Annotated in this window: 18 protein-coding genes; 7 read left to right on the top strand and 11 right to left on the bottom strand. The window is 53.9% G+C overall.

The window, feature by feature from the left end; genetic code table 11:
* Positions 1–39 precede the first annotated feature (39 nt).
* Positions 40–1,119 (bottom strand): transaldolase, encoded by a 1,080-nt coding sequence (tal, locus tag J9253_RS20390; protein ID WP_210222637.1) that lies wholly within the window; start codon positions 1,117–1,119, stop codon positions 40–42.
* 201 nt (positions 1,120–1,320) lie between these two features.
* Between tal and J9253_RS20385 the strand changes: the two genes are divergently transcribed.
* Positions 1,321–1,983, top strand: coding sequence for a c-type cytochrome (locus J9253_RS20385; RefSeq protein WP_210222636.1), 663 nt, complete (start codon positions 1,321–1,323; stop codon positions 1,981–1,983).
* Here J9253_RS20385 and J9253_RS20380 read toward each other — a convergent pair.
* The 8 genes from J9253_RS20380 to J9253_RS20345 form a co-directional block, all read right to left on the bottom strand.
* Positions 1,960–3,273: a sensor histidine kinase gene (locus J9253_RS20380; protein WP_210222635.1), complete on the bottom strand. Its 1,314-nt coding sequence runs from the start codon at positions 3,271–3,273 to the stop codon at positions 1,960–1,962. The genes J9253_RS20385 and J9253_RS20380 overlap by 24 nt on opposite strands.
* Entirely contained in the window at positions 3,249–3,911 is a 663-nt protein-coding gene (locus J9253_RS20375; RefSeq protein ID WP_210222634.1) for a response regulator, read from the bottom strand. Before J9253_RS20375 ends, J9253_RS20380 begins: the two co-directional genes overlap by 25 nt.
* A gap of 15 nt (positions 3,912–3,926) precedes the next feature.
* Positions 3,927–4,736, bottom strand: a complete 810-nt coding sequence (locus J9253_RS20370) for a COG4705 family protein (RefSeq protein WP_228291447.1) — start codon at positions 4,734–4,736, stop codon at positions 3,927–3,929.
* Positions 4,737–4,738: 2 nt separating this feature from the next.
* Entirely contained in the window at positions 4,739–5,521 is a 783-nt protein-coding gene (locus J9253_RS20365) for a COG4705 family protein (protein WP_210222633.1), read from the bottom strand.
* Between the two features lie 93 nt (positions 5,522–5,614).
* On the bottom strand, positions 5,615–6,526 hold the full coding sequence (locus J9253_RS20360) for a cation diffusion facilitator family transporter (RefSeq protein ID WP_210222632.1): 912 nt from the start codon (positions 6,524–6,526) through the stop codon (positions 5,615–5,617).
* A gap of 6 nt (positions 6,527–6,532) precedes the next feature.
* On the bottom strand, positions 6,533–8,551 hold the full coding sequence (locus tag J9253_RS20355; RefSeq protein ID WP_210222631.1) for a bifunctional DedA family/phosphatase PAP2 family protein: 2,019 nt from the start codon (positions 8,549–8,551) through the stop codon (positions 6,533–6,535).
* An 11-nt stretch (positions 8,552–8,562) separates the two neighbouring features.
* On the bottom strand, positions 8,563–8,997 hold the full coding sequence (locus J9253_RS20350; RefSeq protein ID WP_210222630.1) for an EamA family transporter: 435 nt from the start codon (positions 8,995–8,997) through the stop codon (positions 8,563–8,565).
* A complete protein-coding gene (locus J9253_RS20345; protein ID WP_210222629.1) occupies positions 8,997–9,383 on the bottom strand; it encodes a PepSY domain-containing protein in 387 nt (128 codons plus the stop codon). Before J9253_RS20345 ends, J9253_RS20350 begins: the two co-directional genes overlap by 1 nt.
* A gap of 213 nt (positions 9,384–9,596) precedes the next feature.
* On the opposite strand from J9253_RS20345, the gene J9253_RS20340 reads away from it, so the two are divergent.
* The 5 genes from J9253_RS20340 (at position 9,597) to J9253_RS20320 (ending at position 11,697) form a co-directional block, all read left to right on the top strand.
* On the top strand, positions 9,597–10,184 hold the full coding sequence (locus tag J9253_RS20340) for a hypothetical protein (RefSeq protein ID WP_210222628.1): 588 nt from the start codon (positions 9,597–9,599) through the stop codon (positions 10,182–10,184).
* A 44-nt stretch (positions 10,185–10,228) separates the two neighbouring features.
* Positions 10,229–10,405, top strand: coding sequence for a hypothetical protein (locus J9253_RS20335; RefSeq protein WP_210222627.1), 177 nt, complete (start codon positions 10,229–10,231; stop codon positions 10,403–10,405).
* Between the two features lie 206 nt (positions 10,406–10,611).
* Positions 10,612–10,803 carry a hypothetical protein gene (locus J9253_RS20330; protein ID WP_210222626.1) on the top strand — a complete coding sequence of 64 codons (192 nt, stop codon included), beginning with the start codon at positions 10,612–10,614 and terminating at the stop codon, positions 10,801–10,803.
* A 221-nt stretch (positions 10,804–11,024) separates the two neighbouring features.
* Positions 11,025–11,234, top strand: a complete 210-nt coding sequence (locus J9253_RS20325) for a hypothetical protein (protein WP_210222625.1) — start codon at positions 11,025–11,027, stop codon at positions 11,232–11,234.
* A gap of 163 nt (positions 11,235–11,397) precedes the next feature.
* Positions 11,398–11,697 (top strand): hypothetical protein, encoded by a 300-nt coding sequence (locus J9253_RS20320; RefSeq protein ID WP_210222624.1) that lies wholly within the window; start codon positions 11,398–11,400, stop codon positions 11,695–11,697.
* Here J9253_RS20320 and J9253_RS20315 read toward each other — a convergent pair.
* Complete coding sequence (locus J9253_RS20315) at positions 11,694–12,230, bottom strand: pseudouridine synthase (RefSeq protein WP_210222623.1); 537 nt, start codon at positions 12,228–12,230, stop codon at positions 11,694–11,696. The two genes, J9253_RS20320 and J9253_RS20315, sit on opposite strands and share 4 nt — an antisense overlap.
* 9 nt (positions 12,231–12,239) lie before the next feature.
* Positions 12,240–12,809 carry a hypothetical protein gene (locus tag J9253_RS20310; RefSeq protein ID WP_210222622.1) on the bottom strand — a complete coding sequence of 190 codons (570 nt, stop codon included), beginning with the start codon at positions 12,807–12,809 and terminating at the stop codon, positions 12,240–12,242.
* A gap of 150 nt (positions 12,810–12,959) precedes the next feature.
* Between J9253_RS20310 and J9253_RS20305 the strand changes: the two genes are divergently transcribed.
* Positions 12,960–13,199, top strand: coding sequence for a FeoA family protein (locus J9253_RS20305; RefSeq protein ID WP_210222621.1), 240 nt, complete (start codon positions 12,960–12,962; stop codon positions 13,197–13,199).
* Position 13,200: the final 1 nt, after the last annotated feature.

Raw genomic sequence — 13,200 nt, 5'->3', positions numbered from 1 at the left:
GCCATGCTCCCCATTATCAGATAACACAGGCTACTCTGCCTATTCGCTCTTGGAGGCAATCGTCGCCAACAACTTATGCCAAGACTCCACAAAGGCTGCCGCCCCATCCTGTTGCAGCTTGTCGGCTAACGCGTGGTAGTCGACCCCAGCCTGTGCAAACGCCGCGAGGATGCTGTTTGCATCGCCCCCATCCGGGGATAACGGCATTCCACCTGCCCCATGCTCGCGGTAAGCCAGCAAGGTTTTCTCCGGTATGGTGTTAATGGTGTCAGGGGCAATCAGGCTATCAATATAGAAAGAAGCAGGCAGCACCGGGTCTTTGGTTCCAGTACTCGCCCACAACAGGCGCTGGGGTTGGACACCCGCTTGCTGGACGGCGGTAAAACGTTTGCTGCCCAGAAATTCCCGGTAAACCTGATAAGTACGCTTACCAATCGCCACCCCCAGTTGGTTGTTCAAGGTGTCAGGCACTTTACCCGCAACGGCCTTGTCCCAACGGCTGATAAAAACAGACGCCACCGAGCGCACATCCGGGTTCAAACCAGCCGCCATACGCCGCTCAACCCCGCGTAACCACGCCTCCGCCGCCGCCAGATACTGTTCCATCGAAAACAGCAGGGTCACATTGACCGGAACCCCGGCAAACGTAGCTTCTTCAATCGCGGGTAAACCTTCCTTGGTTCCCGGAATCTTGATGAACAGGTTGGCACGATCGGCCTCTGCATACAGGCGTTGTGCTTCTGCCAAAGTGCTGGCAGTGTCGTAAGCCAGCAGCGGTGAAACCTCTAGTGATACCCAACCATCCAGCCCTTTGCTACGTTCATGCTCCGGCTTGAACAGATCAGCCGCTCGACGCAAATCTTCCATCGCCAATTCAAAAAACAACGCCTCGCCAGATTTGCCAGCCGCCAGCTTGTGCTGAATGGCTGCATCGTAAGCGCCGCTGTCAATCGCTTGGTCAAAAATGCTGGGGTTGGACGTCAGGCCAGTGACGTTGTACTCATCAATGTAACCTTGCAGCGTGCCGTCATCCAACAAAGTGCGGGTGATATTGTCCAGCCACAGGCTGACGCCTGCCTGCTGCAAGCGGGAAGTCGGTGTATTGGGTGGTGTATTCATGGGGGGTTCTCCAGTTGTTTACCTGTCATCTTACAGGCAAGTCTATTGGTCTTAATACCCTGCCGTTGCAATTTCAAGCTAAAATATTGATAAAAGCAAGGATTACATCAATAACAACTTTTTTTCCAAGGGAAGAACACTAAACTCAAAGTAAGGATTTTTAGTGTATTAAATAACACTTACCTACCAAGGAGTAACTATATGAAAAAGTTGATTGTTTCCGTCGTATTTTCCACCCTGTGTTTCGCGTCATGGAATGCTAGCGCAGAAGATAAACCGATTGACCCAGCCGCCGGGAAAACCCTGTATGAAACCTATTGCTTTATGTGCCACGACCGGGGGCTTGGTCATGCTCCTCGCCCCGGTGAAAAGGGTGATTGGGCAAAGTTGTTACCGCTGGGTGAAGATACGCTCTACACATCCATCATTGATGGCCCCAATCACATGTATTCAAAAGGCATTAGCCCCATCTGGTCAGAGTGGCAACTCAAAAGCATGATCCGTTACCTGACCAGTACAGTGACCGATGCATCAACCCAAGCGCAGATTGGCTCTGCCAGTGAGGCGGATAAAGCACAGCATCTGCGCTTGATGCATGGGCGCAAGCTGTATGAACAGGCTTGTTTCAAGTGCCACGATTATGGCGACTTGGGCGCTCCCCAACTGGGCAACGCTGAAGCGTGGGCAACACGCAAAGACAAGGGCATCGACGCCTTGGTGAAAACCGTGATTGATGGCAAAGGCCACATGTATGCGCACGGCGGCAGCAACAGCCTTTCCACGGAAGAATTCAAAATGATGACCGAGTACATGTTGAGTACGTTGGAAGAAGGTTGGGTTTCACCGCAACAAAACGGTAAATGATAGGCTAGTGGGTTGACGATAACCAAACACCAGCCCACCCTGCGGGCGATTGGATAAGGTAATATTCCCCCCCAGCCGTTTGGCTATTTCCTGACTGATCGCCAGCCCCAGCCCATTCCCCGGCTCGGTGCTGACACCCACCCGGTAGAATGGCTCGAAAACCTGTTGCAGCTCGGCTTCGGGGATGCCACAGCCGCTATCTTCCACTAGCAACACTGCCTGCCCGTTTTCCACAAACAGGCTAACATCCACCTGACCGCCTGCGGGGGTGTAGCGGATCGCGTTTTCCAGCGCATTACGCACCAAGATACTGAGATTGCTTGCCACATCCAACAACGTGGCTGGCTCGTTGCGCAGCATTCCCAGATCAAGGGATTTGGCTTCCGCCAGCGGGTATGACTCGCCGATAGCTGCCTGCACGATTTGCTGAAAATCGACGGGTTGTAACGCAGCCTGATTTTCCCCCTGTACACGGGCGAGGTCGAGCAAATGCGTGACCAGAGTACGCATCCGTTCCAGCCCTTCCTGCACCGGGGCAAGCCGCTCGCGAGACTCTGCCAGCGTGGTCGCATTGGCAAGGTTTTCGGTCAGCAGGGAAATGGCTGTTACCGGAGTACGTAACTCATGCGCGGCATCGGCGACAAAACGCTGTTGCTGGGCAATCGCTTGGCGCAGCCGTGCCAGCAGGCGATTGAGGGAATTGATAAAAGGCTGCAATTCCTGCGGAACGCGCTTGTCCGGCAAGGCATCCAACCGGTTTTCGTCGCGCCGGTCAACCACGCTAGCGAGAGCACGCACCGGCATGAAACTGCGATTAACCGCAAAACTAACCACCGCCATCAGGATGGGAGCCAATAGCAAGATGGGCAGAAAAGTGCGTAAACTGCTATCCCAAGCTACTTCGTCGCGCACTTCCGTTTGCTGGCTGACCGCAAAATGTCCGCCGTAAACCAACACTCGCCAGCCTGTTCCCTGCACCTCCAGGGTGTGCAAACCATCCCCCAGATCGGTGGCAAGGGGCAAGCTGTTTACAGACTTTTCCCCCAAACGTTGCAATACGAGGGTATCTTCCGGGTCAAAATCAGCGGGTAAATTCCTATCACCAGACTGGGTAGCAACCAGCGCCCCCACTTGTTGCAATAAGGAATCCTGCCATTCGCGGGCTTCATTAAAAGCTATCCAACCGGATATGCCCCCCGCCAGCAGGGAAAATACCAGCACCGCCGACAATATCCAGCGGTTCAGATTTTGCTGGAGCGAACGGTTCAGTTTCCTTTGACGACCATCCATCCCACACCCCGTACATTCTTGATGGCATCACTGCCCAGCTTTTTACGCAGGGAGTGGATGATGAATTCGACCGCATTGCTTTCCACTTCCTCATTCCAGCCGTAGATACGGTCTTCCAGTTCAGCGCGGGAAAGGATCGTGCCGGGGCGTACCAGTAACGCTTGCAACAAAGCGAATTCGCGGGCGGACAGCGTGGTGCTGGTTTCCCCCCGCGTGACCGTATGGGTTAGCGGATCGAGTTCGAGGATACCATTGCCGAGAAGCGGATGACCCGAGCCTTGATGACGCCGGGAGACGGCACGAATACGCGCCAGCAATTCATTGATGGCAAAAGGCTTAACGAGGTAATCATCCGCCCCCAAATCCAGCCCTTGTACCCGGTCTTCCAACGAATCGCGGGCGGTAATGATAATGACGGGCAAGATTTGCTGGCTTTGCCGCAAGTGCTGGAGGACTGCCACGCCATCCTTACGCGGCAAGCCGAGATCAAGCAGCAACAAATCGTAGCTGTGTGTTCTGATGGCACTCAGCGCGGATTCACCATCCAGCACCCAATCGAGCGCGTAAGCCGCATCTTTCAGGGCTTGCTGAATGGCTGTGCCGATCAGCCGGTCATCTTCCGCCAGCAACAGTCGCATGGTTCCTGTCCTATATCAATCCAGTTCGGAGATGGCTTTGCCAGACTTTTCCACCCACGTTTCGCGGTAAATCGCCGCAATCAGGATGACGGCAAAAAACAGCGATGCCCCCACTGTACCCAGATCAAGGCCGCCTTTCTCATGCGTTTTAGTCAACCAGTCGCCAAAAGTTGCCCCAAACGGACGGGTCAATACAAACGCCAGCCAGAACAGCAAAGTCCCGGAGACTTTGGTATAGAAGTGCAGCAAAGCAATCGCCACCAGCACACCCGTAATCAACGCAGCGCTGGTAGCAAAACCCAACGCCATATTATCGGCCAAGAAATCACCTGCCGCTGTCCCCAGCGTATTGGCAATCAAGAACGCCAGCCAGTAAAACACTTCCGATGGTGTGCTGGTAATAACTTCCACATTGATGGATTTTTCCCGCACGTACCACGCCAACAACACGATCAGTAACAGCGTGACCAGCAAAGCAGAACCTGCTGCATAACCCAGTCCCAAGGTGCGGTCGATGTAATCGGAAATCGCCGTCCCGGCAATGGCAGTTGCGGTAAAGGTCAGCCAGTACGTCACTGGCTCATAGCGTTTGATCGCCAGTTTGATGCCCAGAAAAACCAGAAACAGCCCCATGAACATCAGGATGGTGGTTCCATACCCGAAGTTGTAGGTCATGGAAACCATGTCTGCCCCGGTTTCACCCAGCGTAGTCGAAGCAATCTTGATCACCCAGTACAGCAGGATAATGTGCGGTACACGGTTAACCAGCGCCCCCATTGCGCTGGACTTAACACCAGTATCTATCGTCGTTGTATTCGTATTCATCCTTACACAGCTCCTTCAACAGCTTTCGGCGCATCCACACGGCTCAGGGTCAGGTAAGAAACCAACCCCACGATAGCCACCAGAAACACCGCGCTGGTTCCCATTGTTCCCAAACCCAGACCACCGTTGCCCACATTCTGCGACAGCAAGTCACCGATCGAAGCCCCCAACGGGCGGGTAATGATATAAGCCAGCCAGAAAGCCAGAATCCCATTGAGTTTAAAGGCATAAAAGCCGATGGTAATCACCGCAATCACCGCACCAAACGCCAACGCAGAAATGGCGTAACCCAGCCCCACGGATTCCGCCAGCAAGTCGCCCGCCGCCGTACCCAATGCGAAAGTAAACAGGATTGCTGCCCAGTAAAACAACTCACGTTTAGCGGTGTAGATACTGTGGATGGAAAGCGAACCTTCACTTTTATGCCACAGCCAGAATGTCACCGCCAGCACCGCACTGAAAGCAGCGGTAGAAACCGTTAACGGCACACCAAGGTTATCCGTCAGGTTATCGGTAATCAGTGTACCCACAATGCTCACCATGACCACCGTCAGCCAGTACAGCCACGGCGTATAGGTTTTGGTTTTCACCTGCGCAAACAGAAACCCCACCAGCACCACGCTCATCAGCGCAGAGGTAAGGGGCAGCCCCCAGTTCAGGTTAAAAATCAGGAAATCCGCGCCGGTTTCACCGACGGTGGTGGCGAGAATTTTGATGACCCAGAAATACAGGGTGATAATAATCGGCACTTTGATCAGCGCCGAATTGGCCGTTATAGCGTTCATTGGCAGGCTCCTTTTATTGGTTTAACTATCCGGTAATGGATAGACAAGGAGCTTAACCGTCGAAACTTAGCCCTGACTTAGGAGGCGAATGGATTACACGTCACCGGACAAAAAATGTTGGTGACAGCCGCATTCCGCCGGTAAGGTTTCAATCTGGATGGTCGGGTGATGGATGCCAAACTTCTGCCGCAGCGTAGTAGCCAAATCCACCAAAAACGCATCCCCCGGACACCCGGCGGGAATCAACAAATGTGCCGTCAATGCCACTTCTGAAGTCCCCAACGCCCAGATATGCAAGTCATGCACCTGTTCCACCCCCGGCAATGCCGCCAAGTAGGCGTGAACATCCGGCAAACTGACCGTGTGCGGCACGCCATCAAACAACAAGTGCAGTGACTGGCGGAACAAGCCCCATGTTCCCACCACAATCACGACAGCAATCACCAAACTGACCACCGGATCCAACCACCCCCAACCAAACCACAACGCCAATGCGCCCGACACCACCACACCGGCTGAAATCAGCGCATCGGCCGCCATGTGCAGGAAAGCACCCCGGATATTCAGGTCATGCGACTGCCCACGCATGAACAGCAAGGCCGTCAAGGTATTCACCATAACCCCCACGCCCGCTACCCACATAACGGTATAACCATCCGGGACAGCCTGACTGCCTAGCCGCCCAAAGGCTTCCCACATCAACGCCCCCATCGCCATCAGCAAAAACAGCGCATTGGCAAACGCCGCCAGAATGGAAGCCCGTTTCCAGCCATAGGTGTGGCGTGCATTAGCTGACAAGCCGCCCGCCAACAACCCGCCCCACGCCACAATCAGCCCAGCGACGTCACTCAGGTTATGGCCTGCATCAGCCAACAAGGCCAGTGAATTGATTTGCCAGCCAAAAAATGCCTCAATGGCGACGAAGCCCGCATTCAGGGCAATCCCCAGAATAAACATCCGGTTGAATGATGCCGGGGCATGATGGTCGTGATGATGATGTTCCATTCCAGCTTACTCTCCTGCCAATACCAAACGCCCGCTACAAGCATGGCCTTCCACCACCTCCAGCATCGCGCCCACTTCTTGCGCATGGGGCAACGCCAACAACAGCGGCGAACCCACACACGCAACCTTTTCACCCGGCATCCACAACAAACTTAATTGCCCAAACGGGTGATGCAAACCTTCAAACGCCAGCGTTCCCAGCCACAGGGTCGCAGGCGGCTGGCCTGTCTCAGCGACTGTTTGCGGGTAAAGGCGCAATACATAGCGGCCTTCCACGCTTGCCAACGTCCCCGGCTTGACCCACGTATACGCCTGCATTCTTCCCTCATTCAGCTTTGGCAATACGGGCAATTGTTCCGCCGTACTATCGGGGAAAGCGAAACGGTTCAAGGTCTGCACCGTCCAGTCCGGCGCGGCAACCCAGCCTGGTAATGCCTGTTGCAAGGCTTGCGGGCTACCCCGCCATTGCAGCAGGAAAGGCTCCTCATGTTCGCCCACCACATCTGTCCGGTAAGCAGGCAATGTCGCCCAGCCCCCCACTTCCCAAGGCTGCGGCAATAACAAGGGCGGCGGGGTACGCCGGGCATATTGCACCGTGGCATTCCCCCAGCCCTGATCGAGATGCAAACCACCGACCAATACCAGCGCCATCCCGCTAACGACAAGCATCCGCACCGCCAAACGCCTTTCCACCCGATCCTGCCGGAAAAACTGTGCAAACGCAGCCAGCACCCCGATGCCGAACAACCAGCCCGCCATGACATCGGAAGGCCAATGCGCCCCCAGATAAAGCCGCGAAAAGGCCACCAATACCGCCAGCACTGCCAACAGCGGTAAGAGCAATGCACGCATCCACGCCCCGCCACCTCGGTAGACAAACCAGCCCAACAACCCCGACAGGGTAAAACTCACCGTGGCATGACCACTGGGGAAAGAAAACGCCGCCACCCCGGTATACAAATCAGCCACCGGGCGGGTAGTCTGCACCAGCCATTTCATCCCATCCACAAACACAATCGACGCCGTAAAGGTCAAGGCAACCCCCGCCAATAACCACCAGCGCCGTTCCCACGCCAGCACCAGCAGCATGGCCAGCAACACCGCCACCACCACGGCAGCATCCCCCAGCATAGTAACTGCCAGCATCAACGGGTCTGTCCATTGGGTGCGCAAGGCTTGCACCGACTGGCTGAAGGCATGATCAAGCTGGAACATCATCCCCTGACTGGAAAGGGTTTCCAGCAACCAAGCTATCCCCACCACGCCCATGACTACCAGCAAGTTCAACAGCACCAGCAAACGGAAATCGGCATGATGCGGCAGCACCATGCGCTGCACGGCTCCCTTACCCCACCCTTCATACGTTTCGCCCCAGCGTGAAAAAGCCATCTGCCAACGCGGCAAACAGCGCAGCCCGGCGACAAGACCGTATTGCCCTACCCAGATTAATACTACCGTTAGCACCAGCAGCACGCCGAACATGAGCGCCAAGCGCTGGCTTATCGCCCCGAGACGCGCCATGACCCAACCGGCGGACATACCCGGCAACAAATGCGTCGCCGCCCAGGCAAAGGCTGACAATACATTCAACGTGGTAAAACGTACCGGGTTCATCCCCATCATCCCGGCAATGCCCGGCACAACCGCCTTCACGCCGGGAATAAAACGCCCGATCACCACGCTTTTGCCGCCATGCACCGTGAAGTATTCCTGCCCGGAAGCCAGCAAGCTGGTATAGCGGGAAAACGGCCACATTGCGTACAGGCGTTCGCGATAGGTATGCCCGATCCAGTAAGAAATCGCATCGCCCAGCGCCGCCCCCAGCGCGACCACCCAAAAAATCGGCCAGAACGGCAGCTTCCCCAGCCCGATCAAGCCACCGATCCCCACCAATACGGTGGTGCTCGGCACAAACAGGCCAATCACCAGCACCGCTTCCGCCACTGACACGGCAAAGGCCAACCACACCGCCAACACCGGGTTCTGGGCGACAATATCCAGCAAATGTTGGAAAAAGGCTTGCATGAAGATTCCTTTTAGCGACCCAGCGCCAGCACCACGACACCCGCCGCAACCATCCCGATACCCAGCCATTCATGCAATGACGGGCGTTCCCCAAGGAACGCAAACGCAAACACCGCCACCAGCACCAGACTGAACTTGTCGACCGGGGCAACCTTGGAGGCATCACCGATTTGCAGCGCCCGGAAATAACACACCCAAGATGCGCCCGTCGCCAAGCCAGACAAACCGAGGAACAGCCACGTTTTCGGGGACAAGGTAAAAGGATCACTCCACTTACCCGTGAACCACACAAAGGCCGCCAGTATGCAGCCAATGATGGCGGTACGGATCAGCGTCGCCAGATCAGAATTCACACCCTGAATGCCAATCTTGGCGAAAATAGCGGTCAGCGCCGCAAACACCGCTGATAGCGCCGCCCAGAAAAACCAGTTACCCGAAGTGTTCATTACTTGTCAGCTTTTTCAGGTGGAACCTCTTGCGGCGACACATCTTCACTCTCGACCACATCAGCATCCACCGGATCGTCCGCCAAACGGGTCACTTTGCCCGTAGCCGCATCCACTTCAAGATCCACTACCGCTTTACCGGAGATGATTTCAATAAACCAGCGCGCTTCCGCCCCTTCGCCGTCACTGTTTTCAAACTCGGCAACAGCAGGCACACCGGGGACTTCTTTCAAGGCAGCATTGATCGCATCCACCATGGAAACACTGACGTTGGTAACGGCCTGCAAATCATCCAGCGCAGCCTGATCATCTACTTCAGCCGCATACGCCGTACCCAACACACTGCTCGCCAACAGTACAACTGCCAGTTTTGTTGAAAATTTCATCGTCTCAATCTCCGTTAAGGTTTCAATATTCCATGCAAGTGTTCTGCACGACCCCAAGCTTACACCACGAAAACTTAGTATTGACTTAGAAATTGAAAAAATCTCTTGCTCAGCGCCTGATGCAGGCAAGCTAAAAGCAGACTATGCTCGCAGCAAGGTGGCAATAGCCTAAGCAGCAACGACCACCCGCCTCACCTTACCAAGGAATCTATCATGCCCCAAAACCAGCTTGAGGAAGTTCTTGAGCGTATCCACCGCCTGCATATCCAGTTGGAGGAGGAGTTCGATCAACTGCTGGCAGAAAAACAGCAACAGTTCCACTACACCCTCGACAAAGGCAGGGTCATTTTCGAGCAGAGTGTCCGCACATTCCAGCAAAGCCACCGTACTGGCATCTGGCGATACCTGCTGGGCGCTAAACTGGCGCATATCCTGACTGCACCCATCATTTACAGTGTCCTATTGCCCTTGATGTTGCTTGACCTTGCGGTGACGGTTTACCAACATGCCTGCTTCCGGGTATATGGCATCGACCGGGTACGACGCGCTGACTACATCATCATCGACCGCCAGCACCTCGGCTACCTCAATGCCATCGAAAAGCTCAACTGCATGTATTGTGGTTATGGCAGCGGTCTGATGGAATACACCCGTGAAATCATTGCCCGCACCGAGCAATACTGGTGCCCGATCAAACACGCCCGCCGTGCCCTGAGCCAGCATGACCGTTCCCGCCATTTCGTCGACTACGGCGATGTGGAAGCCTACCGGCAAGAACTGGCTGCCATCAACCCAAGGTAAACCATGCGCATTTTACTGGTTGAAGACAACCCCATGATTGGGGTTTGACAGCCAAAGACAAAATGGCTGAAGTTTCCGGGAAACACGATGCCATGCAACAGGCTGCTCCTGAAAAACAAGCGAAAGCAGCACCAAAAGCCAAGAGTCATGCAAAAAAGACCAAGCATGTTGCCAAACACAAAGCCGCAGCCAAGCCAGCGACAAAACCAACCGTAAAGTAAAGCTCTCCACTCCGAAAATCACCCTGCCAGCCCAACTGGCGGGAGGATTTTCAAATAATGTCAGCCAAAGATTCTTTCGCAATACATACAAATGTGTTTACCATCACAGATAAAACCTAATAGCTCCGGCATAATAACTTTCATGCGGTACACAGTACCGATTACCACCTGATTGCCAGACTGACGCATAGCGTAGGAGCCACAAAATGTTCAAGTTCATCGTAACACTCACTTTGTCACTGACTGTTTTTGCTGCTGTTGCCAGCTCTGATCAACTGACAGCGGCTCCCACCCAAGTGAAAGGTCTTCAGGTTATCGTTCAAAATGAAGCAGTTGCACCCGGCCTGTGCCGCCTGTATTTTGAAAACGATACCACTAAAGACGTTGCTTGCGACTAAGCAAGCCTGCAAATTTCACACCGGCGCCTACCCCACCATGATACCTTGGAGGGGTAGGCGCAATGCGTTTAGCCCTCTCAAAATTATCTCCAAAAAACCCTGTCAAAAGGTGTTCTCTATCACGGAATTTACCCAATAAAAAAACCATAATAATTCTCAAGCAGCCAGCACAACCAATTACGCACGGCTGCGGGGCATATCAATAGTAAAGGGGTTTTATCATGTTCAAGTTTATTCTTTCTGCCGTTTTATTGATGGCAACAGCCGCCGCCAGCGCCGATAGCGTTCCAGCAAGCGCCACAGCTAACAGCAATACCGTACCGGTCATTATCAAAAATGAACCGATTGACACTAAAATGTGCCGCCTGTATTTTGAAGATGGCACAAAAAAAGAGGTGGCCTGCGATAACACCGCCGAGAAAACCTCCTGATCCGGCTCATGACCATGTGGCGGTCACAACTCATTTTCCAACTACCCACCTAGAGACGCAAAACCTTGCGTCTCTACTCATTTGCACCTGTACCATGACGGGGCTATGCTCTTCATCGAATTGAAACAAGCAGCATAATCGACAACACCACTAGGAGCACATCATGGAAAACCCGGTCATTACGTTGGGGAACGATGAGTTTGTCATCATCAGCAAACATACCCGTAGTCTCGCCATCCACGTCGACAGGGATAGCAGCGCCTTCAAAAACCTGATTTGCAGTTTTTTGGAACACGATCAAGATCTCTACGCGGCCGTTATTGCCCCCGGCGATAACCCGGAATCGCTAGCACGTCGGGTAGTATCCTTTTTGAGTGCTTACATGCGTATCAATGACACCCCAACCATGGAACGCCAAATGCTGCTCTGTATCGAAAGCTGCCTGAGCAAAAGCCGCTACTAAGCGTCACGCCATTCCCCGCTTGCCAAGTCATCTAACGTCCACGACCCTATCCGGTAACGAATCAGCCGCAAGGTAGGGAAACCAATCGCCGCCGTCATGCGCCGTACCTGCCGGTTACGGCCTTCACTGATGGTGATTTCCAGCCAACTATCGGGAATCGCCTGACGCACCCGGATCGGGGGAATACGCGCCCACAAACCGGGGGGTTCAGCCATCAGGCGTACACCCGCAGGACGGGTCATACCATCTTTCAAACGGATGCCCTCGCGTAACGGCTGCAAATCAGCATCCGTCGGCGCACCTTCCACCTGTACCCAGTAGGTTTTGCTCATTTTGTGTTTGGGGTCAGAAATGCGGTGTTGCAAAGCGCCATCATCAGTCAGCAATAGCAAGCCCTCGCTGTCACGATCCAAGCGCCCGGCGGTGTACACACCGGGAACCGAAATGTAGTCAGCCAGCGTTACTCTGCCGTCCTGATCAGTGAACTGGCAGAGAACATCGAACGGTTTATTAAACAAAAGAATGCGGGACATGTATTGCTCTTAGCCTTTGTGATGCAGCGCCTGCACGACTTTCTTGTTGCGGATTTCAAAGCTGATGTTACCATCACCCAAGTCTTTCAGGACAGCTTCATCGCCTTCACGCTGCCACCTGACGCCTTTGGCATTAGCCTCATCCGGCTTGCCAAACAGGTTGATAATCTTTTTGCCATGCGCCTCATACAATGCCGCATAGTCACCGGAGGTTTTCAGTTGCAGCTCCAGACTGCACAACTGGTCTTCCACAAAGACGGCTTTGAAGAAGCTCAGCTTTTCGCCCCACAACTTGCCCACTTCACCCGCGACAGGAACCCCGCTGCATTCTTCCAGCAAATAGGCTTTGCGTTTGTCGCCCAGCCCGGTTTTACCTGGTGTGCATTGCATGGGTTTATCCAGCAAGGCATCCAGTTGTTTGCCCACTTCTGCACGTTTGTCGCCCAGTTTGAGCGTATCCAGCCCGTAGCGGTCGAGCGTGGTATCATCCGGTACAGATAGCATGTCTTGTTCCAGCCGATCACAACCTGCCACGGCGAACAACAGCAACGCAGAAAGACAATAATGGGTTATTTTCACAGTAGCCCTCATAAGCTGTGGTAGAAAAGTTTGTCAATGCTTGCATCACCGATCATGAACGCCTATTCATTAAAATGTTCACTGGAACTTGAATATTAAGAATATGTCATATACATTTGAGAATCATTTTCACATGCAGGTAGCCATCGTATGAGCTCAGCCAACGCACAGCCACTCTCTACATTGGCGGAAAGCCTTTCCGCTCATATTTACGCTGTCAAGACCGATAACGCCACCCGTATCCGCCTGCTGGGCATGGGGATAGGCACCGGCTCCCGCATTGAAATACTGCGCAACCGCAACGGCGATATTGTGCTGGGTAATGGCAATAACCGCATCAGCTTGGGGCGCACCATTACCGCCAATATCATGGTTCACGTGCAGGAGTAAA

Source organism: Thiothrix litoralis (assembly GCF_017901135.1).
GTDB classification, from domain to species: domain Bacteria; phylum Pseudomonadota; class Gammaproteobacteria; order Thiotrichales; family Thiotrichaceae; genus Thiothrix; species Thiothrix litoralis.
This window is presented reverse-complemented; position numbering and strand designations above follow the sequence as displayed.